The organism is Butyrivibrio sp. WCD2001 (assembly GCF_000424485.1).
Classification (GTDB): domain Bacteria; phylum Bacillota; class Clostridia; order Lachnospirales; family Lachnospiraceae; genus Butyrivibrio.
Map to the genome: position 1 here is coordinate 190,545 of NZ_KE384200.1, position 25,254 is coordinate 215,798.

Annotated in this window: 19 protein-coding genes; all 19 read left to right on the forward strand. The window is 42.7% G+C overall.

Annotation, left to right across the window (positions count from 1 at the left end; all coding sequences use genetic code 11):
* Positions 1–123 precede the first annotated feature (123 nt).
* The 19 genes from G630_RS23985 to G630_RS0118840 all read left to right on the forward strand — a co-directional run bounded on the left by G630_RS23985 (position 124) and on the right by G630_RS0118840 (position 25,234).
* Positions 124–2,841, forward strand: a complete 2,718-nt coding sequence (locus G630_RS23985) for a hybrid sensor histidine kinase/response regulator (protein ID WP_049946307.1) — start codon at positions 124–126, stop codon at positions 2,839–2,841.
* 44 nt (positions 2,842–2,885) lie between these two features.
* Positions 2,886–4,532: an ABC transporter substrate-binding protein gene (locus G630_RS0118755; protein ID WP_044960010.1), complete on the forward strand. Its 1,647-nt coding sequence runs from the start codon at positions 2,886–2,888 to the stop codon at positions 4,530–4,532.
* Positions 4,533–4,679: 147 nt separating this feature from the next.
* Positions 4,680–7,268, forward strand: a complete 2,589-nt coding sequence (gene clpB / locus G630_RS0118760; RefSeq protein WP_026499447.1) for an ATP-dependent chaperone ClpB — start codon at positions 4,680–4,682, stop codon at positions 7,266–7,268.
* A gap of 112 nt (positions 7,269–7,380) precedes the next feature.
* On the forward strand, positions 7,381–7,563 hold the full coding sequence (locus G630_RS0118765; protein ID WP_022760869.1) for a DUF4250 domain-containing protein: 183 nt from the start codon (positions 7,381–7,383) through the stop codon (positions 7,561–7,563).
* A gap of 238 nt (positions 7,564–7,801) precedes the next feature.
* Positions 7,802–12,091 carry an endo-1,4-beta-xylanase gene (locus G630_RS0118770; RefSeq protein WP_026499448.1) on the forward strand — a complete coding sequence of 1,430 codons (4,290 nt, stop codon included), beginning with the start codon at positions 7,802–7,804 and terminating at the stop codon, positions 12,089–12,091.
* 184 nt (positions 12,092–12,275) lie between these two features.
* Positions 12,276–13,001: a CpsB/CapC family capsule biosynthesis tyrosine phosphatase gene (locus G630_RS0118775; RefSeq protein WP_022760871.1), complete on the forward strand. Its 726-nt coding sequence runs from the start codon at positions 12,276–12,278 to the stop codon at positions 12,999–13,001.
* 78 nt (positions 13,002–13,079) lie between these two features.
* Positions 13,080–13,805: a YveK family protein gene (locus G630_RS0118780; RefSeq protein ID WP_026499449.1), complete on the forward strand. Its 726-nt coding sequence runs from the start codon at positions 13,080–13,082 to the stop codon at positions 13,803–13,805.
* 91 nt (positions 13,806–13,896) lie between these two features.
* The gene (locus tag G630_RS0118785; RefSeq protein ID WP_022760873.1) at positions 13,897–14,760 is read left to right on the forward strand and encodes a polysaccharide biosynthesis tyrosine autokinase; all 864 of its coding nucleotides are present in this window, start codon (positions 13,897–13,899) and stop codon (positions 14,758–14,760) included.
* Between the two features lie 10 nt (positions 14,761–14,770).
* Positions 14,771–15,232 carry a DUF5011 domain-containing protein gene (locus G630_RS22900; protein ID WP_139176184.1) on the forward strand — a complete coding sequence of 154 codons (462 nt, stop codon included), beginning with the start codon at positions 14,771–14,773 and terminating at the stop codon, positions 15,230–15,232.
* 2 nt (positions 15,233–15,234) lie between these two features.
* Complete coding sequence (locus G630_RS0118795; protein WP_044959902.1) at positions 15,235–16,311, forward strand: LCP family protein; 1,077 nt, start codon at positions 15,235–15,237, stop codon at positions 16,309–16,311.
* A gap of 13 nt (positions 16,312–16,324) precedes the next feature.
* A complete protein-coding gene (locus G630_RS23990; protein ID WP_049946309.1) occupies positions 16,325–17,107 on the forward strand; it encodes a class B sortase in 783 nt (260 codons plus the stop codon).
* 141 nt (positions 17,108–17,248) lie between these two features.
* A complete protein-coding gene (locus G630_RS0118805; RefSeq protein ID WP_026499451.1) occupies positions 17,249–17,983 on the forward strand; it encodes a hypothetical protein in 735 nt (244 codons plus the stop codon).
* Between the two features lie 101 nt (positions 17,984–18,084).
* Entirely contained in the window at positions 18,085–19,458 is a 1,374-nt protein-coding gene (locus G630_RS22910; protein WP_049946310.1) for a sugar transferase, read from the forward strand.
* A 99-nt stretch (positions 19,459–19,557) separates the two neighbouring features.
* Positions 19,558–20,766 carry a UDP-N-acetylglucosamine 4,6-dehydratase gene (locus tag G630_RS0118815; protein WP_026499452.1) on the forward strand — a complete coding sequence of 403 codons (1,209 nt, stop codon included), beginning with the start codon at positions 19,558–19,560 and terminating at the stop codon, positions 20,764–20,766.
* Between the two features lie 5 nt (positions 20,767–20,771).
* Positions 20,772–21,809, forward strand: a complete 1,038-nt coding sequence (locus G630_RS0118820) for an aldo/keto reductase (RefSeq protein WP_026499453.1) — start codon at positions 20,772–20,774, stop codon at positions 21,807–21,809.
* A 70-nt stretch (positions 21,810–21,879) separates the two neighbouring features.
* Positions 21,880–22,665 carry a hypothetical protein gene (locus G630_RS0118825; protein ID WP_155832035.1) on the forward strand — a complete coding sequence of 262 codons (786 nt, stop codon included), beginning with the start codon at positions 21,880–21,882 and terminating at the stop codon, positions 22,663–22,665.
* Positions 22,666–22,707: 42 nt separating this feature from the next.
* Positions 22,708–22,980, forward strand: coding sequence for a hypothetical protein (locus G630_RS22915; RefSeq protein ID WP_044959905.1), 273 nt, complete (start codon positions 22,708–22,710; stop codon positions 22,978–22,980).
* A 220-nt stretch (positions 22,981–23,200) separates the two neighbouring features.
* A complete protein-coding gene (locus G630_RS0118835) occupies positions 23,201–24,301 on the forward strand; it encodes a glycosyltransferase family 4 protein (protein ID WP_026499455.1) in 1,101 nt (366 codons plus the stop codon).
* Between the two features lie 6 nt (positions 24,302–24,307).
* Positions 24,308–25,234: an ATP-grasp fold amidoligase family protein gene (locus G630_RS0118840; RefSeq protein ID WP_026499456.1), complete on the forward strand. Its 927-nt coding sequence runs from the start codon at positions 24,308–24,310 to the stop codon at positions 25,232–25,234.
* The last annotated feature ends 20 nt before the right edge of the window (positions 25,235–25,254 follow it).

Here is a 25,254-nt window from a genome sequence, read left to right on the forward strand (position 1 = left end):
TTATAGTGCATTAATATTCATTTTATTCTTCATTGTTACAATTATTATTGGAGAATTGGGATTTTCTAACCTTGTTGACGTTTTTATTTGACGATAGATGCATTCCGGAAAGGATAAAATGGCATGAAGTCAATACGAACAAAAATTACTCTGCTGACGGTGTGTACCATTGTCATTGCAGTTATTATAGTTGCCGCAATTGCTGTTTGCTCAATCAATAAACTGGGCAACAGCGATGCGGATGAAATGCTGTTGCACCTCTGTGAGGCCGGACAGAAGAATCTGAATGCGTATTTTGACAGTGCAGAGCATTCAGTGACCAAGATTGCAGATATTGTTGAAGAGGATCTTGAGAGAACTTCGGATGATCAGCTAGGGGATCATATTGAACGTATGCGCACCGCCTTCGAGAAGGTTATGTATCAGACAAATGGCGTTTTAACATATTACTACAGGATTGACCCTGCAGTATCGAAAAAGATCAAAGGGTTCTGGTATTCAAATCCTGACGGAGAGGGATTTAGAGAACACGAGATGATTGACATGACTCTCTATGATACCAACGATACCAGTGAGCTTCCGTGGTTCACTGTTCCGAAGGTTACCGGAGAACCGGTGTGGATTTCTCCCTACATCACCGACATCGATGAGGCGCGAGTCATTTCCTACAATGTTCCTGTTTATTGGAAAAACGAGTTCATCGGCGTTATAGGGGCTGAGATTGACTACTCACTTATGTCTTCAGAGGTAAGAAATATTACATTGTATGACAATGGGTATGCCTTTATCACAGATGAAGCAGGTAATCTGATATACCATCCGCATATTGATGCTACCATACTGACGGATATGAGCAGACCGGATGTTCCGCCGGAGCTTCTGACAGCAGAAAGACATTATCATTATACAGTCGACGGAAAAGAAAAGATGGGCTTATGGCTACCGCTGGATAACGGGATGCGACTGCATGTAACGGTACCTACATCTGAAATCAACAGAACACTTAGAAAAATGGTAGTGCAGATAATGATTGCTTCCGTTTTTCTGCTGATTGTTCTAAGTCACATTAATCGCAGGTTTGCACTGCGTCTTACTAAACCGCTCAATGATCTTACAAAAGCCACTGAACAGATAAATAGCGGAAATTACGACGTTGAACTTAATTACAGCGGAGATGATGAGGTCGGCATCCTTACAAAGACCTTTTCTAATCTGGCAAAGAACCTTCAGACTGAAATTCATGCACTTGCTGAATCTGAGCAGGTAAGCCGGGCAAAGTCTTCATTCCTGTCCAATATGAGTCATGAGATTAGGACTCCTATTACGACTGTTCTTGGAATGAATGAGATTATCAGTAGAGAAACAAATGACGAGACCATACTCGGGTATTGCGATAACATTCGCATAGCAGGGAACAATCTTCTGGGAATAATTAACGACATCCTCGATTTTTCCAAGATTGAAGCAGGCAAAATGGAACTCGTTCCAGCATCCTATTCTCTGAAAGACCTTATCGGAGATTTATATTCTATGCTGCAGATAAGGGCCGGTGATAAGGGTCTGAGCCTGCGGCTGGATGTAGATCCGCATCTTCCGAAAGAGCTTGTCGGTGATGCGCTTCGTATCAAGCAGGTAATCACCAATCTGCTGACCAATGCCATAAAGTATACGGAGAAAGGCTCTGTGACATTTAAGGTATCTCTTAAGGAAAAAGATGAAAAGAAAGCAACGATATATGTTGCGGTTATCGATACCGGTATTGGAATTAAAGAGGAGGAGATGTACAAGCTCTTTGAAAAGTTTGACAGGCTTGATACAAAAAGAACAAAGACGATAGAAGGAACCGGTCTGGGGCTCGCCATTACAAGAAAGCTTCTTGTGATGATGGGAACCGATATCGATGTTAAAAGCACCTATAATGTGGGATCGACGTTCTCATTTAATCTTGAGCAGGAGATTTCGGATCCTGCTGAAATAGGACAGCTTGATGAGAAAACGGTATCCATCAAAGATCATATGCGCCTTCAAAGCTTTTCATTTGTTGCTCCGGACAGTCATATCCTGATCGTGGATGATACACAAATGAATCTGGAAGTAATCAAGGGACTCCTTAAGCCGACGCAGATACAGATTACTACAGCGATCAGCGGAGCAGAATGCATTGAATTGTTCAGTGCTAATTCCTATGATCTGGTATTCCTGGATTACAGAATGCCGAATATGAACGGAGTGGAGACTCTGAACATCCTGAAGGAGAAGGAGCCGGAGAAGGTAGCTAATACCCCGATTATCTCGCTTACTGCGAATGCAATTCAGGGAGACCGGGAACGTATGATAGCAGCAGGTTTTACAGATTATCTGACTAAGCCTGTGAATATCGCAGACATGGATGATGTACTTCTAAAATATCTGCCGGAAAATTTGATCTCCCAGGCGACCGGTGATGAGGCTGAGGCCGAGGATCCTTACGAGGGTATTCCGGAGGAGGCATTTGCATGTTCCTGGCTTGATCCGAAGGAAGGCGTTGAATATTGCGGAAGCGGACCTATGTACATGGACGCACTTGAGTTTTTTGCTAATGCGACAGAGAGAAATGCTAGCGTAATTGAGAAAAGCCTTGCCGATGGGGATATAGAACTGTATACAACCAAGGTTCATGCATTAAAGAGCTCTTCTCTATCCATTGGTATGAAAGATTTTTCTGCAAGGGCAAAAGCGCTTGAACTGGCAGGAAAAAGTAATGATATAGAAACAATTAAACGCGATACACCTGATTTTCTTAAGTCTTACCGTGAGTTCCGGGAGGACTTGTTGGCTATAGTGGAAAAAGCGGCGAAGTAGTGATTTTTCGCAGAAAGGTGTGGAAAATGACAAAACACAAAATTATGAAACCGGTATACCTGTTGACAGCATTTTTTCTAATGGGTTCTCTGTTGTCCGGATGTGCGACAGCACCGGGGAGCACGTCAGGAAAAAACAGTGCGGAAAATGCCGAGCCGGACGTATCTGAGTTTGTAGTTGCTATCGAAGAAGAGCCGGATACAGTGGATTTTCAGTGCACGTCCATTCACTACACAGTTGCACAGAATGTATTCGACCGTCTGGTAGAGATGGAAAACAATGCCCATGGAAGCGCGGTTGTTCTGCCATCTCTGGCAAAGGACTGGGAAGTGTCTGATGACGGTATGACCTACACATTTCACCTTCGCGAGGGTGTAACCTTCAGTAACGGATCACCGCTTACGGCTTCGGATGTGCTGTATTCATTTACCCGTCTTCTGACTCATCCTGATTCCTGCAATCAGGATATCATTGATAATATTGTAGGTGCCGCTAAATTAGAAGCCGGTGAGACTGATCAGCTGGAAGGCTTTAAGATTTTGGGAGATCTTGATTTTTCCATTACTTTAGAGGAACCTTTTGCGGCATTTTTGCCATGCCTATCCATGCCCGGTGCATCTATTATGGATGAAGCGACAACTGTTGAGGCAGGGGACCGTTTTGGGACGGAGCCCGAATGGACAGTCGGAACCGGCTCCTTCGTTCTATGGAAATGGAATAAGGGAGAAGGTATGCTGCTCAAAGCAAATAAGAATTGCTGGAACGGAGTACCTAAGTGCGAAGGACTGGATCTGAGATTCCTGTCAGAGGCAGAAGATATTGAGGCATTATTTGAAAAGGGTGAACTGGATATCCTGGATCTGGATGGCCTTGGCAGCGATGCTGATAAATATCTGAATGATAGTTCGTATAAGGATCGTTTGTTCCGCGCACATCCGGTAGGTATCACTTATATCGCGCTTAATGAGTCCATAGAACCTTTAAATAATGTGGCTGTACGTAAGGCACTGCAGATGGCGCTGGACAGACAGGCACTTCTGGACAGCAGCAGGAATGGAAGGGGAGAGATTGAGCAGGGAATATTCCCTCATGGCCTTAGCGGTTACAATGAGGATCTTCCCGAGATTGCCTATGATCCTGATGAAGCGGCGGCGCTCCTTGCTGATGCTGGGTATGGGGACGGATTTGAAATGACAATCAGCGTCAAATCTTCTGTAGCCGACTGGGAAAAGTCTATGATGGAATCAGTAGCATCCATGTGGGAAAAGATAGGAGTTAAAGCTACTGTGGAGGTAATCGATGACTCCGAATGGATGACCCTTCGAAAGAGCGGACAGCTTACCTGCTACGAGGCAACCTGGACAGCAGATTTTAACGATCCCGATAATTTCATTTATACATTTTTCGGAAATAAGGAGAACACAACCTTCAGGAGTCTTTGCTACCCGCGTGAGGACATCATGAAACGGGTTACCGATGCCCGTGCCATTACGGATAAGGATGAGCGCATCAAGGAATACAGAGACTTGGAGAAGACGATTATTCAGGATGAAGCTGCGTGGATACCGCTGTTTTCACGAATCCGATACTATGTGAAGAGTGAAAAGCTGGATGGCATTAAGGCATCCTGGAATGGCTCAGTGAAGAATAATTATAGAAACATGTCGAAAAAGTTAAAGACTATATATTGACCATGACATCACTTCGATGAACCGGAAAGAATTATTAGCACTCTCTATTGACGAGTGCTAATAATCGTGTTATAACAGTTGTAGAACAGAATATAATACAAAATTTCAGTCAGGAAGAACTACTAACCGGTAAAAGAGGTGATAGTTATGAAGATAGACAGATTTACACAAAAATCAATTGAGGCTGTCCAGAACATGGAGAAGGTTGCGGTTGACTACGGCAATCAGGAAATCGAGCAGGAGCATCTTTTATACAGCCTGCTGACCATAGAGGATAGCATTATTCCGAAACTCATTGAGAAGATGGGTATCGATAATAAGGTGTTCCTGTCAAGGGTTGATGAAGCTCTGAAAAAGAGAACCAAGGTGCAGGGAGGAAGCCCGTATGTGGGTGCCGGCCTTAATAAGGTTCTCCTTAAGAGTGAGGATGAGATGAAGGCGATGGGCGATGAATATGTGTCAGTTGAGCACATATTCCTTGCGATGCTTCACTATCCTAACAAAGAGATTATCAATATATTCCAGGCATTCGGAATCGACAGGAACAGATTCCTTAAGGCACTGTCCGAGGTGAGAGGTAATCAGAAGGTGACCTCCGATAATCCTGAGGCCACCTACGATACGCTTGAAAAATACGGAACAGAGCTTGTGGCCAAGGCAAAGGCGCAGAAGCTTGAGCCCGTTATCGGAAGAGACGCCGAGATAAGAAATGTCGTAAGAATTTTGTCCAGAAAGACCAAGAACAATCCTGTTCTCATCGGTGAGCCCGGTGTAGGTAAGACGGCGGTGGTTGAGGCGCTTGCGCAGAGAATTGCGGAGGGCGACGTGCCTGAGAACCTGAAGGATAAGAAAATCTTTTCGCTGGATATGGGTTCACTTGTTGCGGGCGCCAAGTACCGCGGTGAGTTCGAGGAGAGACTTAAGGCAGTTCTACAGGACGTCAAGGAATCCGACGGCGAGATAATTCTTTTCATAGATGAGCTTCATACAATAGTGGGTGCGGGAAAAACAGATGGCGCGCTTGATGCGGGCAATATGCTTAAGCCCATGCTTGCAAGAGGCGAACTTCACTGTATCGGTGCGACAACGCTTAATGAATACAGACAGTACATTGAGAAGGATGCTGCTCTTGAGAGACGTTTCCAGCCTGTAATGGTTTCGGAGCCTACAGTTGAAGATACCATAAGCATCCTCAGAGGACTTAAGGACCGCTATGAGGTTTATCACGGTGTTAAGATCATGGACTCAGCGCTCGTTAGTGCAGCGACACTCAGTAACAGATATATCTCCGACAGATTCCTTCCCGATAAGGCAATCGACCTGGTGGATGAGGCCTGTGCACTTATTAAGACCGAGATGGATTCTATGCCTGCAGAGCTTGATGAGATGAACAGGAAGATCATGCAGATGCAGATCGAGGAGACTGCTCTGAAAAAAGAGGATGATTCCTTAAGTAAGGAGAGGCTCGAAAATCTTCAAAAAGAACTGGCAGAATTAAAGGACAGTTTTGATAATCAGAAGGCACAGTGGACCAATGAGAAAGAAGCTGTGGACAGGCTTGCGGTAATTCGTGAAGAGATTGAGTCTGCAAACAGTGAACTTCAGATTGCCCAGAGAAGAGGTGATTTTGAGAAGGCCAGTGAACTTCAGTACGGCAGAATTCCCGAACTTAAGAAACAGCTCGAAGAGGAGGAACAGAAGGTTGGATCGAAGGACATGTCTCTTGTCCATGAGAGAGTATCCGATGAAGAGATAGCCCGGATTATTTCAAGATGGACAGGCATTCCTGTTGCCAAGCTGACTGAGAGTGAGAGAAATAAGACTCTTCACCTTGAGGATGAACTTCATAAGAGAGTCATCGGACAGGATGAAGCTGTGACCAAGGTTTCCGAAGCTATCATGCGTTCGAAGGCAGGTATCAAGGATCCCGGCAAACCGATCGGCTCGTTTATGTTCCTCGGACCCACAGGTGTAGGTAAGACGGAATTGGCTAAGAGCCTTGCGGCTTCGCTTTTCGATGATGAGAACAATATCGTCAGAATTGATATGAGTGAGTACATGGAGAAGTTCAGCGTGTCCAGGCTAATCGGAGCACCTCCCGGATATGTGGGATATGAGGAAGGCGGTCAGCTCACCGAGGCGGTTCGCAGGAAGCCCTATGCGGTTGTACTTTTTGATGAAGTGGAAAAAGCGCACCCCGATGTATTCAATGTACTTCTGCAGATACTTGATGATGGACGTGTTACTGATTCTCAGGGAAGGACTGTGGACTTTAAGAATACAATTCTCATCATGACTTCCAATATCGGTGCGCCATACCTTCTTGACGGAATTCAGGAGGATGGCAGCATCAGCAAGGAAGCAGAGGACCTTACAATGAACGAGCTGCATGCGCGCTTCAGACCGGAGTTCCTTAACAGACTTGATGAGATGATCCTGTTTAAGCCGCTGACCAAGGACAATATCAGCGGAATCGTTAAACTGATCGTTGACGATCTTAACAGGAGACTTTCGGACAGAGAGATTAGCATTCGTCTTACACCTGCAGCTGAGCAGTTTGTTGCGGACAATGCCTATGATGCAAATTACGGTGCAAGACCTGTTAAGAGATTTGTGCAAAAGCATGTTGAAACTCTCTCCGCAAAGCTTATACTTGAAGATAAGGTTATGCCACACGATGTAATTGAAATCGATGTGGAAGATGATGCGCTTGTCGCACGTGCAATAAAAGTTTGATAAATATTATTGCCTTCTCCGAGGGGGCGCTCGACGTCCGGGGGACGTCGGTTTAGCGCGGACCGAAGCGGAGCGAAGACAGGTGGCGCGAAGCGCCGGATGAGGGGGCCGCATGATACCGAAAGATCCAATAATGCTACTTAGTTACATAAATACCCAGCTCAGGGACAATTACAGCAGTCTCGACGCACTTGCGGAAGGGCTTGATATAGGAAAAGATGAGCTGGATGGGATTGTAGCAAAACTTAATGGGATTGGATATGTTTATAATCCGGATTCCAATAAGTTTGCCTGAAATTTTATTTATAAAAAAACCGCATGAATTCAAGGTTTATTACGTATTGAGTAAGAGGATGTCAAATATTGGCATCCTCTTTTCATATATTGCGAATTTGTTGACAAAATGTGATAAAGGCAAGCGCACTTTCTGGTAAGCGTTTGGGCAATATTTCCCCTTATAATTAATCAACTTGCTGTGTAATATAGGGGGATTGCACAACGTCGACAAAATTTTAAAGGAGGATGTGTAAGGTATGCACAAAAAGTATTGGGGTATGTCATCTGTTTTGATGGCAGCAGTCCTCGCTGTATCATCTGTCAATGTAAGTACGCTACCGGTTAATGCGGCTACAGAAGAAGCAGTAGTACAGGCGGAAGAGACTACTGGATCTGAGCAGGAGACAGCAGAGAAAGCTGAGTCTGAAACAAAAGAGGAAGTAAAAGAGGCAGCGGTAGAAACCAAAGAAGAAACCAAAGCTGAAGCTCCCGAAGAGAAGAAGGAAGAGGCAGCTGAGGAAAAAGTGGAAGAACCCAAGGTTGAAGAAACCAAGGCTGAAGAACCCAAGGCTGAAGAAACCAAGGCTGAAGAAACCAAGGCTAATGAGAGCGAAACTGTTGGAACAGCAGAGGAGACTAAGGAAGCAGCCGAAGAGGCCGCACCTGCAGCTGCCGAGGAGGAAGCTGAAACTGAAGGACTTGAATTCAGAGGCAGATGGAATCCGAATGATGTTGTAAAAGGAAAACTTACATTCTCAGAGATATATCAGGAGTATGTTTATGATCTCGGAGAAGAGATTCCTACAGATGAGATTGAGAAGATTTCTGTAAAGGTAAAAGATCAGGGTGGAAACCTTTGCATTAAGTTTTATGCTTCACTTAGTCAGCAAGAAGAAGATTTCCATGAATACAACTGCAGCGGAAAGGATGAGTATTCCTTTACTCCAAACTATGACGGAGCAGTAAGATACGTTGCTGTTATGAGTAACGATAATGCCGACGTGTATCCTTTGAGCGTCACAGTTACAGACATATCTGTTGAGCGTAAGAATGCTGCAGGATCAGAGGAAAATACTGAAGCTCCGGTATTTATGGGCAGATGGGATCAGAGCATCTCAGCACAGGGAACACTTACATTCAACGCTCAGTATGAGGAGTTCGTTTATGATCTGGGAGAGGATATCCCTACAGATCAGGTAGATAAGATCTCGGTTAAAGTTAAGGATCAGGGTGACAACCTTTGCATCAAGCTATACTCCGAACTGTCAGAAGCCGGCGAGAAATTCCAGGACTATAACGCAAACGGCAGTAGCGAGTATTCATATACCCCTGACTTTGATGGTACTGTAAGATATGTTGGTATCATGTCCATGGCTGAGGGTAACTATCCTTACAGCGTGACCGTCACAAGCATCAAGGTAAATAAAAAGGATGGATCATCTTCCGAGAAGAATGAATACGAAGAGACAATCGTTTTCGAAGGTGATGATCTTAAGTTCAGCAATAAGAATACAGGCGAGGATGTTGAGGGACAAACTCTTTCATACGCTGAACAGTGGAATGAATATTGGATGTCCATTGGCAAGACCTATGCAATAGATGATATCAAGGAAATAAAGTTCTATTTCACTGAAGCAACAAATATTCTTTGCTTTAAGTTATATGATGAGCAGGATACTGAGGTAACTCAGGTTTACGGACAGAGTGGACAGAGCACATATACTTATCGCCCTTCTTCAACAGGAGATGCATGCAGAATTGCTATCATGGCTATGAATAACCAGGATGAGGCATTCCCGTTTGATGTTACAGTGAAAAAGATAGAACTTACAGTTGATAACACACCTGAAGCACTTCGTCCCAAGAAGGAAGTTGAGCAGGATATCGTGGATCTTCGCGATCCCGTAACAGCTCTTATGGGTGATGATTTCATCATCGGTACAGCAGCAAGTTATGATGAGTTCCGTGATCCTCTTGATATGGAGCTTGCAACAAAGCATTTCAATGGCGTAACACTTGGTAATGAGCTTAAGCCTGAGTCAATGCTTAAGGCAAATGCAGAGATCACGACAAAAGTTCTTGATGGCGAGGAGATTGCATTCCCGGTACTTGATTTCTCATTACCTGAGAGTCGTCTCGACTTCTTTGTTGACTGGAATGAACAGCATCCCGAGAAGCCGATCAAGATCAGAGGCCACGTTCTTGTATGGCACTCACAGACACCGGATTTCTTCTTCCGTGAGGATTATGATACTTCAAAGCCTTATGTAACACCTGAGGTTATGAACAAGCGTCTCGAGGTATACATCAGAGAAGTTGCTGAGCACTTCACAGGTGAGGGCAGCAAATATGCAGGAATGTTCTATGGCTGGGATGTTGTTAATGAGGCAGTCAGTGACGGAACAGGTACATACAGAAATGCAAGCGAGAACTCAACATGGTGGAGGGTATATGAGTCACCCGAGTTCATCAACAATGCATTCGTATATGCAAACAAATATATGCCTGCAGATGTTGACCTCTTCTACAACGACTACAACGAGACAGTTACTAACAAGATGGAAGGTATCTGCAAGCTTATCGAAAATGTTAAGGCTACACCCGGCGCAAGAATCGACGGTATGGGCATGCAGGCTCATTATCAGGTTGCAGCTAACTCTCCTACAATGGAGCAGTTCAAGATTGCTGCAAGAAGATATGCAGAACTCGTTGATCAGGTTCAGGTTACCGAGCTTGACTTCAAAGGAGCTGCAAGTGCAACGGACGAGAAGCTCGCTGAGAGATACAAAGCAGTTTATGACACAATCAGAAGACTTAGAAATGAAGGCGTGAACTTCACAGGTATGACTATCTGGGGAATCACAGATAAGCATTCATGGCTCCAGACAGCAAACAACAACGGTGGCGGATCAAACGGAAGCTCAAGACAGTATCCTCTTCTGTTCGATGATAACTACCATGCAAAGAATGCGTTCTATGCTCTTGCCGAAGCAGGTGAGCTTGAGCCCGAGATCAGAAGCATTACTCTTGTGCAGAAAGTAAATGATGACTTCTCAGTAGGAGAATCTTACAAGGTTACAGGCGACGATTTCGATGCTACATTTATTCCTGTTTGGGATGAGAACGGGATTACTGTAAAGGTAACCGTAAACGACTCAACAGTGAATGAAACAGATGGCTTCATGGTTCTGGCAGATGACGGAACAGGAGAACTCAAATTTGTAAATGTTACAAGAGAAGAGGCAAAAGTAACAGATACAGGTTATGAGGCAGTAGTAAATCTTGAGGTTGATCAGGAAGCACTTGAAACAAATAAAGTAAAGATGGATTTTGTTGCATCAGATAAATGCAATGCAGTTGTATTTGGTGATACAACTCTGGTTAAGGCACTTGATGAACTTCCGAATCCCAGCGATCTGAATAAGCTCGATACCAAGTATTTCGCAGTAACAGTAGTTAAGCCTCTTCTTGCAGTTGCAAGCGGCAGCGTAGTAGTTGACGGTAAGGTTGATGATGCATGGAATGATGTTAAAGCAGTTCCGCTTACAATTAACCTTGGTTCAGAGGTAGAGGCATCAGCTAAGCTCCTTTGGGATTCTAAGTATCTCTATGTTCTTGCAGATGTTAAGGACGCAGTTTTAAACAAGGATTCATCTGATGAGTACCAGCAGGATTCACTTGAAGTATTCATCGATGAGAACAATGCAAAGACAAGTTCATATCAGGATGATGACAAGCAGTACAGAATTAACTATCTGAACGAGCACAGCTTCAACGGCACAAAGTGTATTGAGGATAATGTAAAGTCTGCGGCAGTTCTTACAGAGGGTGGCTATCAGATCGAAGCAGCATTCAAGTGGACAGACATCACACCTAAGACAGGTGCTCAGGTTGGTCTTGAACTTCAGATCAACGATGCTAACGCATCAGGAAAGAGAAGCGGAACACTCAGCTGGGCAGATAACACAGGTAACGGTTGGTCTTCAACAGAGGTATTTGGAACTATCGTTCTTACAGGTGAGGCAGTTGATCCTGTAGAAGAGCCTGCTACAGAAGAGCCCGCTACACAGGAGCCTGCTGTAGAGGAACCTGCAGAAACACCTTCCGAGCAGACGGAGGAAAAAACTGAGGAGAAGACTGAAGAGAAGACAAAGCCCGCAGAGGAGAAAGCATCTTCAGTAGAAACAAAGGAAGAAGCAAAGACTGCTACAGCTACTACTCCTGCAGAAAGTGTTAAGGAGAAGGAAGAGAATACTCTTAAGGTTAAGGGTAAGACAGTAGCCATCAAGGCTTCTAAGGTTAGCAAAAAGACTCAGAAGATAAAGATTTCCAAACTGGTTAAAGTCAGCAAGGCAAAGGGCGATGTAACCTATACAAAGGTAAGTGGTAACAAGAACATTAAGATCGACAGTGAGACAGGTAAGGTAACTGTTAAGAAGGGTCTTAAGAAGGGCACTTATAAGGTTAAGGTTGCAGTTAAGGCAGCCGGCGACGATACACACAAGGAAGCTACAACAGAAGTGACCTTCAAGATTAAGGTTAAATAACCAATAACTTGATATTGCTATTAATTAGTAATTTAAAGCTAATTTAAGTATCCCTTTCTGCCCCGGATGAGAGCGCTCTCATCCGGGGCCTTTGTTTATCTTATTTTATTGCGATACAAAACCACATGAAGTATAATATATAGTGTATAAGTACAAGTTATAGTAGGTCGGGGAGCTATTTTTCGTGGTACCTTCAATTGATATTCATTGTCATATATTGCCCGGTGTGGATGATGGATCTCCTGATATGGAGACCAGTCTTGCAATGCTGAAAACCGCTTATTCAGAGGGCACTAAGGGCATGATACTGACTCCGCATCATAAGCCGATGCATCACAATGTAAGCCCGGAACATCTTCCGATATATACGGGTGAGCTTATGGAGAGAGCACATCAGGCAGGTATCAACGTTCAGCTTTTTCCCGGAAATGAGATATACTACAGTGATCAGACGCTCAGAGAGCTCGAGAGTGGAAGAGCATCAACTCTTGCCCAGTCGGATTATGTACTTATAGAGTTTCATCCAACAGATATGTATAAGACTATACATAATGCCCTGTACGCAGTTCAGTCAGCAGGATACATGCCGATTCTTGCGCATGTTGAACGCTATGCGGATATGGCTAAGCATGTGAAGTATGTGGATGAACTGTTAGATATGGGAATATATATACAGGTTAATGCTAATAGCGTAATGGGAAAATATGGCCTTGGAATAAGGCATTTTACCAGAGAGTTATTAAAACAACAGATGGTTCATTTTGTTGCAACCGATGCACATGACAATGGTTCGCGGGCGCCGCACCTCCTGGATTGTCGGGATTATGTGGAGGGGAAGCTCGGCGAAGATTATGCGCTTAAGATTTTTCATGATAATGCCATGAAAGTGCTAAGAAATGAAGTTATCTGACAAACAAATTTGATCCTTTAACCGATTTTTAGGGAAGGATTATTTACTTGATTCTGTGACCGGACGAATGAGGGGCGTATGGGAAAAGATGATGTAATTGAAATTAATCTGGGGGAATTGTTCGCAGTCTTACTTGGAAGAGCATGGCTCATCCTGAGTGCGGGAGTGTTCTTTGCGCTCCTTTGTCTATTTGTCAGTAAATTCGTACTGACTCCATTGTATTCCTCAACTACAAAAATATACATATTGAACAAGGAAGAAGGCGCGACCGTAACCTATTCGGACGTGCAGATATCCACGCAGCTGACGCAGGATTATGCACAGCTGATAAAAAGTCGCTATGTGCTTGAAGAGGTTATTCAGACACTCAGACTCGACATGGATTACGACGAGCTGAGCAATCTCGTATCCATCAGCACTCCTGATGATACGCGTATTGTAGCAATCACTGTCAGGGACTCCGATCCTATGATGGCGATGAAGGAAGCCAACTGCGTGCGTGAGGTTGCTTCAAAACACATTCAGAACGTTATGGATATCGATGCCATTAACATAGCAGAGCTTGCAAACATGCCGACTGAAAAGTACAGCCCCAGTGCAAAGAGGTGGACTATGATCGGCGGCGTTGCAGCTGTTGTTGTGGTATCCGTAGTTATCATTCTCAATTACCTTATGGATGACACTATAAAATCAAGTGATGACGTAGAGGCATACCTGGGACTCAGCACCCTTGCCATGATACCTGCGATATCCGATGAGCAGAACAATAAGAAAAAGAGAAAATCAAAATCAAGTAAGACGTAATAGCTACCTTTCTGGAAAAGGTGGTATGTAGAAAATTATTTATGCCTTCTCCTGTGGAGAAGGTGGCGCGCAGCGCCGGATGAGGGGTAACATGCAGCAAACCACATTACATTTCAGCGAATCCGAAAATAATTACCAGATAAAGGAAGCCTACAAAACTCTTCGAAGTAACGTTGAGTTCAGCGGGCAGGATGTGCGCGCAGTCTCGGTGACCAGCTGCACACCCGGCGAGGGCAAATCCAGTGTATCCATGGCACTTGCGAGAGCCTTTGCGGAGGCAGGAAAGAAGACGGTTCTTGTGGATGCGGACATGAGAAAATCTGTAATGGTAGGCCGCTATAAGACAGGCTCCGTAAGACTTGGTCTTACGCATTGTCTTGTGGGCCGCGAGAAGCTCTCCAATGTTATATGCGAGACCGATACTCCGAACCTTTATGTTATTTTTTCTGGACCTATTCCGCCCAATCCCAGTGAGCTTCTTGGAGGTCAGATTTTCAGCAAGATTCTCGATAACATGAAGAATGTTTTCGACTATATAATAATCGACACTCCTCCTCTTGGAAGTGTTATTGATGCAGCCGTTATCGCGAAGCAGTGTGACGGCACAATAATGGTTATTGAGGATAATGCCATAAGCTACCGCTTTGCTCAGAAGGTAAAAAGTCAGCTTGATAAAGCGGGTGCCAAGGTTATAGGTGCAGTGCTCAATAAGGTTGATATGACCGGCGGCGTTTACGGTCATTATGGCAGATATTACGGCAGATATTATGGCAAGTATTACGGGAAATATTACGGAAAAAATGATTCATACAGTGATGGCAGTATGACCGGAGGAAAGCCGGGAAGAATCATGCAGCCGCAGGTAAAGTCAGAGAGACCTGCACCTTCAAGTGCAGCGGCCAAGGGCAATCTTGATGAACTTGATTACATTGAAGGCGTAGTCAGAAAGGATTGAGGAACTATAAGTGAAAAGTAATATACTTGCATTCTTTTTCACAATAGGAAGTATAGTGATGGCTGTTTTCATAGTCTGGTTTTACAACATGACTGATAGAATTCAGCCTGAGATGAGGTTCTCCTCATATGAGCTCACTTACGATGAAAATACGAAGGAAGCAGATCTTCTTAACGGAGTGGTAGCTTATGATGCTATTGACGGGGACATCACAGACAGGATAGTTGTTGAGAAGACAATTCTGAACGAAGAGCAGGAAACTGCTGTTGTTTACTATGCTGTGAGTGATAAGTCCGGTAATGTGACTAAACAGTCCAGAGTTTTTCCGGCAAATATCGACAGTATTAAAAGTAACGGCAATGTGCTGTTTTCAAGCGACCAGAGCTACAACGCTTATCCGGAGGGTGTAGTAACAGACGGATTTAACACAGAGGGATTTGGAACGGGAGAATCAGAAACCGTAGGTAATTAATTATGAGTGGGCATGAAAGAAGAAAAAATGGATTAAATAAATTCCTGCTTATATGGTGTATAGTGGTCACACTGATTTTGGTGGGCCTTGGAGCTTTTCAGGCTACAAGGGTCATTGGTAAGTCCGGCCTTTTTTCAAAAAATGCTGTAAGTGCGCCTGTAACTAAGAGCACTGAGGTGCTGACCCAGGCAGAGAGTGCCATGAAATGGGAGGACGACTGGGTAAAGCATAACGGCGAAATATACGATTATAACGATGATATAATGACATTTCTTGTGATGGGAATTGACAAGAAGGACGAGGAGGTCAGCCCTGTGTACGGCGAGATAAACGGCGGTCAGGCAGATGCACTTTTTCTTATTGTTTTCAATCCTCATGATAAAACGACCAAGGTCATCGGTATTAACAGAAATACCATGACGGATATTGAAATGTACGATGAATATGGCAATTTTGTAAACACGATAAAGGCACAGATTGCGCTTCAGCACGGCTTCGGAGATGGCGTTGAAGGTTCCTGTGAGCTCCAGAAGAGAGCTGTGAGCGATCTGTTTTACAAACTGCCCATACATGGTTATGCGGCTATCAATATGAGTGCAATCACTACGATAAATGATGCTGTCGGAGGTGTGGATGTGACGCCCACAGCTGATTTCGAGAGCGGTGATTACAACTTTAAAGCGGGAGAAACCGTTCATCTTGACGGTGAAGCCGCTTTTGCTTTTTTGCGTGGAAGAAATATGGCTCAGATAGGATCAGCAGACAGAAGACTTGAGAGACAAAAAATATATCTGACAGCATTTATTTCACAGGTTATTGATAGGGCGGAGAGTCAGCCTACGCTCGCAGTGGATATTTACAAAGAAATAAGCAAGCAAATGGTAACAGATGTTTCGGCTGATCAGCTGTCCTATATAGCATCCACTGTTTCCGGATATAAGTTTGATGCTGACAGCCTGCTGCTTCTTAAAGGTGAAACGAGACTTGGAGATGAGTTCGAAGAGTTCTATCCGGACGAGGATGCTAAATACGAGATGTTTCTAGATGTTTTTTATGAAAAAATCGATGTGCAGGGGTAAAGGAAACTAAACAATGAACCGATATAAAGAATGGACAGTTTATAAGTTGCTTGAAAAAGGGGGACTATTTCTGATTGGTATGAGTGTGGCGGCTGTTCTTGCGTCATGCGGTAATCAGACTGAAACCGAAGAGGAAAAAACAAAGAAATCTCAGGAACTTATTGATCAGAATCCTGATATTTTCGGATGGCTTGTCGTACCTGATACGAATATTGATTATCCGATCGCCCAGAGTCTTGATGGTGACGACACTTATTACAAGACTCATGATATCACCGGAACGAAGGAGAGTGAAAAGGGCGGGATTTATATTGAGTCGGTCAACATGAATGACATGTGCGATTTTAACACCGTGATATACGGATCCACCACGAAGGACGGGGATATGTTCTCGGAGCTCTGGAATTTCGCGGATGAAGACTTTTTTAACAGCCACGAGACATTCATGATTGCCATCGCGGATAACATACTGACATACGAAGTCTGGACAGCCTACGCGAGAGATAATAATGATGTGATGCATCAGTATGATTTCACGGAAGCAGAGGGCTGTCAGCAGTACCTTGATGATATGAAGAAGGATTGGACCTCAGCCACTAACATTCGAAGCGAATGGGAACAGGGGGCGACACCTGACAATTTCCTTGTGAGTCTTGTGACCGTAGATCCTGAGCATCCGGATAAACAGTGGGTGGTCGTAGGGTGCCTTATAGATGATCAAAACGGCACTATTGACAGGAATGATGAGATACCGGATGTAGGTGATACGCAGACACCTGAGCTGCCATCCGATTAATCGTAATTAAGTAAAAATAAAGCTAGTGTTCATGCAGAGTTTATAGTTTTTTAAGTAGTATATTAGTCGTATTTTTGATAATATTAATTTAGGTTATCTTATGAGTATCATACGCTGAAAGGCGTAGAAAGGGGAACTGTTATGAAAAAGATAATGGCTTTATTGTTGGCGGGAGCAATGATTATGTCAACCCCGATATTAGCAGGGGCTACTGTTATCAGATCACCCAGAGCTGAAGAAGCTTACCAGCGCGGTCTGGCAGAAGGCAAATATCAGGAAGCAAAAGCACATGGTGAATATCTTGAGAGAGAAATCGCTGACCTCAAAGCGCAGGTGCAGAACCTTTACAATAAAGTTATTGAGCTTGCAAATAAAAAGACCAACGTAGAAGTAAAGGTTACGGTTAAAAACGGCAAAGCATCAAAACCGAAGGTGGTTGTTAAGAATAACACAGTTGGAAGCGGTTATTCACCGGCATCAGAGCCTTTTGTAAATACAGTTCTTAAAGCCCCGGGACTTGATTGCCCGATCCCTGTAGGACAGGGTGGAAAGCTCGTTATCTGCGGAGTTAAGACCAGAGCAACTTTCGTTATGAGAGAGACCACATCTGCCAAGGTTGATTCCGCAAAGATCCTTGCAGCACAGATCGGTGGATCGGTTAAGAACGTGGTTGAGACCTACGCACCCGGTGTTCGTTTCAGTACAGCACAGGTTGATTTCAAGGTTTACGGTGCTCACGACGGCGATATCTATAGAGTATTCCAGATGTGCTCCAAGGGCAACTGGCAGGAAGTGCAGGTTGACGAAGTACGCGAAGGACATGTAATCTGCACGGTTAACAGAGCCGGAACATTTGCATTTCTTAAAATGAATTAATTTTTTGGACAGAATAATTATTTCTTGCGATCGGATGGTATGAATTAAAGCCTTTCCGTTTGTGATAGGTGTCAGCGAAGCTGACGGATGAGGGGAAGTACTTGAAAAGCAAAAAGGTGACACATACAGCCAAGTTCATCGTAATGCTTTGGAACATTGGATTGTTCGCATATATTTGGTATGCGTTCTACAATCGCAATGCTTTTCAGACATACTATGTGCTTGGCGGTTTTATTTCAGTAATCATATACGTGTTTATATATAACGGATTATGCAACCTGTATAATGCGTTTCGAATTGCGTCTTCCTCGATATCTGAGATGGTTCTGTCGCAGTCTATTTCTTTTGGAATTGCGGATCTGATACTTTATGTCGAATGTAACCTTATCAGAAACAGATATACAAGCTTTGTACCGGGAGCAATCATAGTAGTTATGCAGGTGGTCGGGACGGCAATTATCATCATGGCTGCCAAGAGATACTTCATGAACTGCGTAACTCCTCAGAAGACGCTGCTTCTTATCGGAAGCTGGGTTTCAAGGGATGAAGCCGAAAGATTTGAACAGAGAATTCTTAAAAAATACAGTCATCTGTTTGATTTCAGATATGTTGAGTATGAGTCGATAAATCCCCTTTCCTTCGAAGAAAAACTATCTGAATGCTGTACGGTAATAATGTTTGGACTGTCGGTAGAACAGAGACGAGTTTATATGCAGAGATGCATAGATGAACATAAAAATTTCTACTTTACACCAAGAGTTGAAGATATTATTCTTCAGGGATGCTCTACAAGACATCTCCTGGATACACCTCTTATGAAGTATGATTACGTCTATGAAGATCATAAGAGATTAAATGCGAAGAGAATATTTGATGTATGTTTCGGAATAGTTTTTACGGTAGCATTTTCTCCTGTCATGCTCCTCATTGCTCTTGCTATAAAAATCGAGGATGGCGGTCCGGTGTTCTTCAAACAAAAGAGATGTACAAAGGATGGTGAGGTGTTTGAAATCCTAAAATTCCGAAGTATGATAGTTGATGCAGAGGCAAAGGGTTTACAACCGACAATCAACTTCGATCCCAGAATTACCAAGGTTGGTTCAGTTATCAGAAGGTACAGACTGGATGAGCTTCCGCAGGTATTCAATATCCTTATGGGTGATATGAGTTTTGTGGGACCAAGGCCTGAAAGAGTCGAGCATGTAGAACTCTATACCAAGGAGCTTCCGGAATTCAAATATCGAATGAAGGTTAAAGCAGGACTTACAGGTTATGCTCAGATTTTCGGAAAATACAATACATCTGCATTCGATAAGTTACGACTCGATATGCTCTATATTGAAAACCAGTCTCTCAGTCTTGATATAAGACTTATCATGCTGACAGTTAAAGTTATGTTCAGGGGTGAGAGTACAGAGGGATTCGAAAAAGAGATGGTTCGCCTTATGAATAGAAAAGCGAGAAGAGCTGGTTGATATTATTAAGTGAGTTTTATGAGGCTCCTTTGCGAAGGCAAAGGAGTTTCGTTTAGTTGTGGCATAAATATTTTTATTCTGCCTATGGTGAGGTGAAAAATGGCGAAGGATAACATACTCGAACTTATCGGAAGAACAGAACCGCTTTTTGTTAATGATATTCAAAACAGAGAAGCGCAGTTAAAGGAGATTATCTCATCCTCAAGATTCCTTGTAGTCGGCGGTGCAGGAACAATTGGCTCCGCTATTTGCCGAGAACTTTTCGCAAGGGATCCGAAGGTTTTACATGTAGTTGATATAAGTGAAAATAACATGGTTGAACTTGTGCGTGATATCAGATCCTCTGCCGGCTACGGAAGCGGTGAGTTTGCTACTTTCGCGATAGACTGTGGAAGTGAGATTTTTGAAGCTTTTATAGAAGCTCAGAAAAAGCGCATCGGCGGTTATGACTATATTTTCAACACCTCTGCGCTTAAGCATGTGCGCTCGGAGAAAGATCCGTTTACTCTGATGCGAATGGTAGACACCAATATTTTTTATACGGAAAAACTCATGAGGATGGCAGAGGATATGGGGGCTAAAAAGTACTTCTGCGTATCCACCGACAAAGCCGCCAATCCCGTAAATATGATGGGAGCATCCAAGCGAATCATGGAGATGTTTCTAAGTAGAAGAAGTGAGAACATGCCCTTATCAATGGCGAGATTTGCCAACGTGGCATTTTCGGACGGAAGTCTGCTTTATGGGTTTAACAGAAGAATAGAGAAAAATCAGCCAATTGCAGCGCCTAACGATGTCAGACGATATTTTGTAACTCTGAAGGAATCAGGTGAACTCTGCCTGTTGTCCTGCCTTACAGGGGAGAACAGAGATATCTATTTTCCTAAACTGAGTGAAGAATTAAACCTCATCACCTTTAGCAGCATTGCGGAGAAATATCTTGCAAACCTGGGTTATGAGCCCGTACAGTGTGCTACAGAGCAGGAGGCAAGGGACAGAGTCGGAGAACTCAAAGCGCAGCACAAATACCCTGTGTATTTCTTTGCCAGTGATACAACCGGTGAGAAGGACTTTGAGGAATTTTACACCGATAATGAAGTGCTAGATATGGATAAATTCGAATCCATCGGAATCATCAAAAATGAGCTTGATTTTAATGCTGATTTGTTGGATGATTTTGTAAATACAATTGCTGACATGAAGAGACGAGGAACTTGGGAGAGAGCGGATCTTATTGATTTGTTTAATAGGATGATTCCCAATTTCAACCATAAGGAAACAGGCAAATTTCTTGATGGGAGGATGTAATGACTATGAAAAAAGTAACACTCGGCCGCACCGGCATAACCGTTCCGCAAAATGGGTTCGGCGCACTTCCGATTCAGAGAATACCACTTGAAGATGCTGTGAAGCTCCTTCGCAAAGCTTATGACGGAGGTATGCGATTTTTTGATACCGCAAGAGCTTACAGTGACAGTGAAGAGAAGGTGGGCGCTGCCTTCGGTGACGGCTATGTAAAAAGAGAAGACATCGTCATCGCAACAAAGACAGGCTCTAAAACTCCCGAAGAATTCTGGGAGCATCTGGAGACTTCACTTGATAAACTTAAGACTTCATACATTGATATTTACCAGTTCCATCTGATGAATCAGTGCTGGAAGCCTGACGACGGCACGGGTATGTATGAGTGTATGATCAAGGCCAAGGAACAGGGTAAGATAAAGCATATCGGCGGAACCGCGCACAAGATTGGAATTGCAAAGGGGCTTGCTGAGTCAGATCTGTATGAGACTGTGCAGTATCCGATGAGCTACCTTGCAACAGATCAGGAGATAGATTTAATACATCTTTGTAATGAGAAGAATGTCGGATTTATCTGCATGAAGGGGCTTGCCGGTGGACTTATCACTAATTCGAAGGCTGCAATGGCCTTTGCAAATCAGTTTGACGGACTTGTTCCTATCTGGGGAATTCAGAGAGAGACCGAGCTTAACGAATGGCTCTCCTACATGGACGACACGCCGCAGGTGGATGCGGAAATTCAAGAGTTTATTGAGAGTGAGAGAAAAGAGCTCATGGGCGACTTTTGCCGTGGCTGCGGATACTGCATGCCCTGCACTGTGGGTATCCAGATCAATCAGTGTAACCGCATGACACTTATGCTTCGCCGCGCGCCCAGTGACAGCTGGCTTTCCGAGTACTGGCAGGCAGAAATGAATAAGATTGAGGAATGCGTGAACTGCGGAGTATGCCTTTCAAAGTGCCCGTATGAGCTTCGGATTCCGCAGCTTCTTAAGAAGAATCTCGAGGATTACAGAGAGGTTCTGGCGGGGAACAGAAAAGTAAAATAAGTTTAGAGCATGGAAAAGGGATGAGTCCGTGCGCAGATTAAGAGATAAGATAGGATTGGATTAGATTTTTATGAGTAAGATTATGAGAAAGGTTCCGGCTTTTTTACTGGCCGGAACCATAGTTTTGTCAGGGATTCTGGCAGGGTGTGGCGGAAATAATGATACATCGGAGAATGGCGGAGATTCTGCTTCTGAGCTTTTTGCGAAGATTGAAGATGCTGATAAGGTAGAAGAAACACAGAATCAGGATAACAATGAAGTAAAATCGGAAGACGTAGACTTAACAAAAAAGGATGAATCAGGGATGGCTCAAGATATTGAGAATGTTGCGGAATCGTCTGAATCAGTTACTTCGGATGAGGATAGCAATACTGACGATATCTCAGCGTCTGCCAATGCAGTAGGGGATGAAAGTAGGAGTTTGGATAAGGATGACGGAATCCTGACATCTTCGGCAGACATTAATCTCCATGACGATGGTTCAGGCAAAAACTACATCTTCACTTACAACAGCGAAGATTTCTCTGCAATTTATGTCGAGGACAATTGGAAAATAATAGACTCGTATAAAATAAACAGCGTCAGCGATATGCTATATATCTGCCAGGCTCTGATAGATGAGAAACCCGTCCATGGAAGAGATATGCAATCCTACAGAGATGCTGAGGACATGGCCTACGAGTGGGTCCAGCACAACATGGCGTACCAGATACTCCCCGACAGCAACGACATGAAATCTCATGCCAAAGATGTCGACTTTGATCCGCAGGATCAGAATAAGGACTTCGATGAAATCTATAAAGACAGGACGGGAAAGGAATTATCTCTGGATGATATTTTTGATAAGTTGAATTGAAAAGTGGCATTGAATTTTGCGGATATAGAGAGGAAAGAATATATGACACTCCAGGAAATGATGAAAGATGAATTCGAAGAAGGCGTAAAACAAGGAATAGAACAAGGAATAGAACAAGGAATAGATAGGCATCTTATTGAACTGATTTGCAAAAAGTTGTCAAAAGGCAAGAATACGGCAATTATTGCAGATGAAGTCGAGGAAGATATTTCTGCGGTTCAAAAGATTTGTGATGTCGCCAATCAGTATGCTCCGGACTATGATGTTGATGCTATATTTAACGAATTGGAAGCTTCAAAAAAGGCATCTGTATGATTTGTCTCATGACTATTAAGGTGGATTTTAGGTCAATGACAAAAAAACATATTTAGCGTATAATATCCTTATAGAACTGCGTGTTCTATGGGGATTTTCTTATGTGGTTAACTTTATGAAAAAAGTTATTATTCGGGGGCATTTTATATTTTGATTTATAAGCGGCAGCGCGCCCGAATATTCGGCGTGGCTGCCGATATTATTTTAGTGTGGAATAATCATGAAAAGACTCTTATTTTTAGCAAATCGTGATTTTGTATTATATAATTTCAGGTTTGAACTCATAAAAAAGTTGATTGAGAACGGTAATGAAGTGTACATAGCATTACCTTATGGCCCTAAAGTGGATATTATGGTTAAAGCTGGAGCTCGTTTTGTTCCGTTGGATATTGACGGGAGAGGGAAGAATATATTTCGAGATTATAAATTGCTTATTATGTTAAAAAAAATAATAAGAAATGTTTCCCCAGATGTTGTTTTGCTATATACGACAAAAATTGACTTATATGGGGGAATAGTAGCAGGAAAAGAAGGTATTCCCTACATTATTAATGTTTCTGGACTTGGTACAGCTGTTGGAAAAAAGAGTTTTTTACAGCGATTTCTGATAATAATGTATAAAAAAGCAGTAGAAAATGCAAACTGTGTTTTTTTTCAAAATAAATATAATCGAGATTTTTTTCATCAGAAAGGAATAATGCCTAAGAAAGAACATTTGATTCCGGGATCGGGTGTTAATATTGAATATTGGGATTATGAAGAGTATCCAAATGAAGATAATGGGATTCATTTTCTGTTTATAGCTAGAATAATTAAAGAAAAGGGGATAGATGAGTATCTGCATACTGCAGAAGAACTAAAGAAGAGAAGCAGACACATTTTTTTTCATGTAATTGGACCATGTGATGATAAGAAATACATAAAAGAAATTGAGGAAGCGCAAAAAAAAGAAATAATTCAATATCATGGAATGGTAGAAGATACAAGAGAGTATTTAAGGATGGCACATTGTTTGATTCATCCAAGTTATTATCCAGAAGGAATAAGTAACGTTTGTTTGGAAGCTGCTGCATGTGGACGGCCAATAATTACAACTGATAATCCAGGGTGTAGAGATACAGTAGATGACGGAGTAACTGGAATGATTGTTCCAATACAAAATTGTAGAGTGCTAATCGAAAAAGTGAATTACTTTATCCAATTAGACTGGGAAAAAAAGCGAAGGCTTGGTCTTATGGCTAGGAATAAAGTAGTACGAGAATATAATCGTGAGATAGTTGTTGATAAGTATATGGAAGAACTAAATGAAATAAAGGTGTAATTGTATATGGATTATAAAAAAATAATAAAGAGCCAAAAAGTTAGATTAGCCATATTACAAGCATTAGGGTTCGTGCCAGATAAAATGATGATAAGTATTCAATATAGGATTAAGACCGGAAGAAAATTGAATATTAAGACCCCAAATAGATTTACAGAAAAATTACAGTGGTACAAATTGAATTATAAAAATCCATTGATGATAAAATGCGTTGATAAAGCTGATGTGCGAGAATATGTTATCGATAAAGGCATGAAGAGTATTCTTATTCCATGCTATGGTGTGTACGAAACAATTGAAGAAATCCCATGGGACAGCTTGCCAAGATCATTTGTTATTAAGGACACACTTGGAATGGGTGGTGCATCGGTGAAAATAATTAAGGATAAAAATGCTGAGAAGAAAGAAGAGGTATATAAATTAGCTAATGCATGGGTGCACAAAAAGTCGAATGTAAAGACAGGTGGAAGAGAGTGGCCTTATTACTCTGGTAAAAGGCATAGGATTATTATTGAAGAATATATTGAACCTAACGATGACGCGTGCGGACTTATCGATTATAAATTTTTTTGCTTTAATGGAGTCCCTAAATATATATATGTGATTTCAGATAGGATAATTGGAAAACAAGCAAGTTTGGGCATATATGATGAGAATTTTAATGCTATTAATGCATATAGAACTGATGAAAAGAAACTTGAAAGAAAGATAAATAAGCCAGAAAATTTTGAAGAGATGAAGCATGTTGCTAGAACATTATCTGAAGGATTTCCAGAAGTTAGAATAGATTTATATAGTGTGAAGGGAAGAATTTTATTTGGGGAAATGACGTTTTGGGATGGAAGTGGTTATATGAAATATGATCCGGATGATTTTGATTTTGAGATCGGGAGTTGTTTCGAAATCCCCAAACATGATGAAATGGAAGAATAATATTTTACAGCGGATTTGAC

Coding starts and splice junctions, on each gene's coding strand:
- G630_RS0118805 (WP_026499451.1), top strand. CDS start 17,249: ATGAAAAAGATAATGGCTTTATTGTTGGCGGGAGCAATGATTATGTCA.
- G630_RS22915 (WP_044959905.1), top strand. CDS start 22,708: ATGACACTCCAGGAAATGATGAAAGATGAATTCGAAGAAGGCGTAAAA.
- G630_RS0118780 (WP_026499449.1), top strand. CDS start 13,080: ATGGGAAAAGATGATGTAATTGAAATTAATCTGGGGGAATTGTTCGCA.
- G630_RS0118840 (WP_026499456.1), top strand. CDS start 24,308: ATGGATTATAAAAAAATAATAAAGAGCCAAAAAGTTAGATTAGCCATA.
- clpB (WP_026499447.1), top strand. CDS start 4,680: ATGAAGATAGACAGATTTACACAAAAATCAATTGAGGCTGTCCAGAAC.
- G630_RS0118825 (WP_155832035.1), top strand. CDS start 21,880: ATGAGTAAGATTATGAGAAAGGTTCCGGCTTTTTTACTGGCCGGAACC.
- G630_RS0118755 (WP_044960010.1), top strand. CDS start 2,886: ATGAAACCGGTATACCTGTTGACAGCATTTTTTCTAATGGGTTCTCTG.
- G630_RS0118815 (WP_026499452.1), top strand. CDS start 19,558: ATGGCGAAGGATAACATACTCGAACTTATCGGAAGAACAGAACCGCTT.
- G630_RS0118835 (WP_026499455.1), top strand. CDS start 23,201: ATGAAAAGACTCTTATTTTTAGCAAATCGTGATTTTGTATTATATAAT.
- G630_RS0118785 (WP_022760873.1), top strand. CDS start 13,897: ATGCAGCAAACCACATTACATTTCAGCGAATCCGAAAATAATTACCAG.
- G630_RS0118765 (WP_022760869.1), top strand. CDS start 7,381: ATGATACCGAAAGATCCAATAATGCTACTTAGTTACATAAATACCCAG.
- G630_RS0118820 (WP_026499453.1), top strand. CDS start 20,772: ATGAAAAAAGTAACACTCGGCCGCACCGGCATAACCGTTCCGCAAAAT.
- G630_RS0118795 (WP_044959902.1), top strand. CDS start 15,235: ATGAGTGGGCATGAAAGAAGAAAAAATGGATTAAATAAATTCCTGCTT.
- G630_RS23990 (WP_049946309.1), top strand. CDS start 16,325: ATGAACCGATATAAAGAATGGACAGTTTATAAGTTGCTTGAAAAAGGG.
- G630_RS0118770 (WP_026499448.1), top strand. CDS start 7,802: ATGCACAAAAAGTATTGGGGTATGTCATCTGTTTTGATGGCAGCAGTC.
- G630_RS23985 (WP_049946307.1), top strand. CDS start 124: ATGAAGTCAATACGAACAAAAATTACTCTGCTGACGGTGTGTACCATT.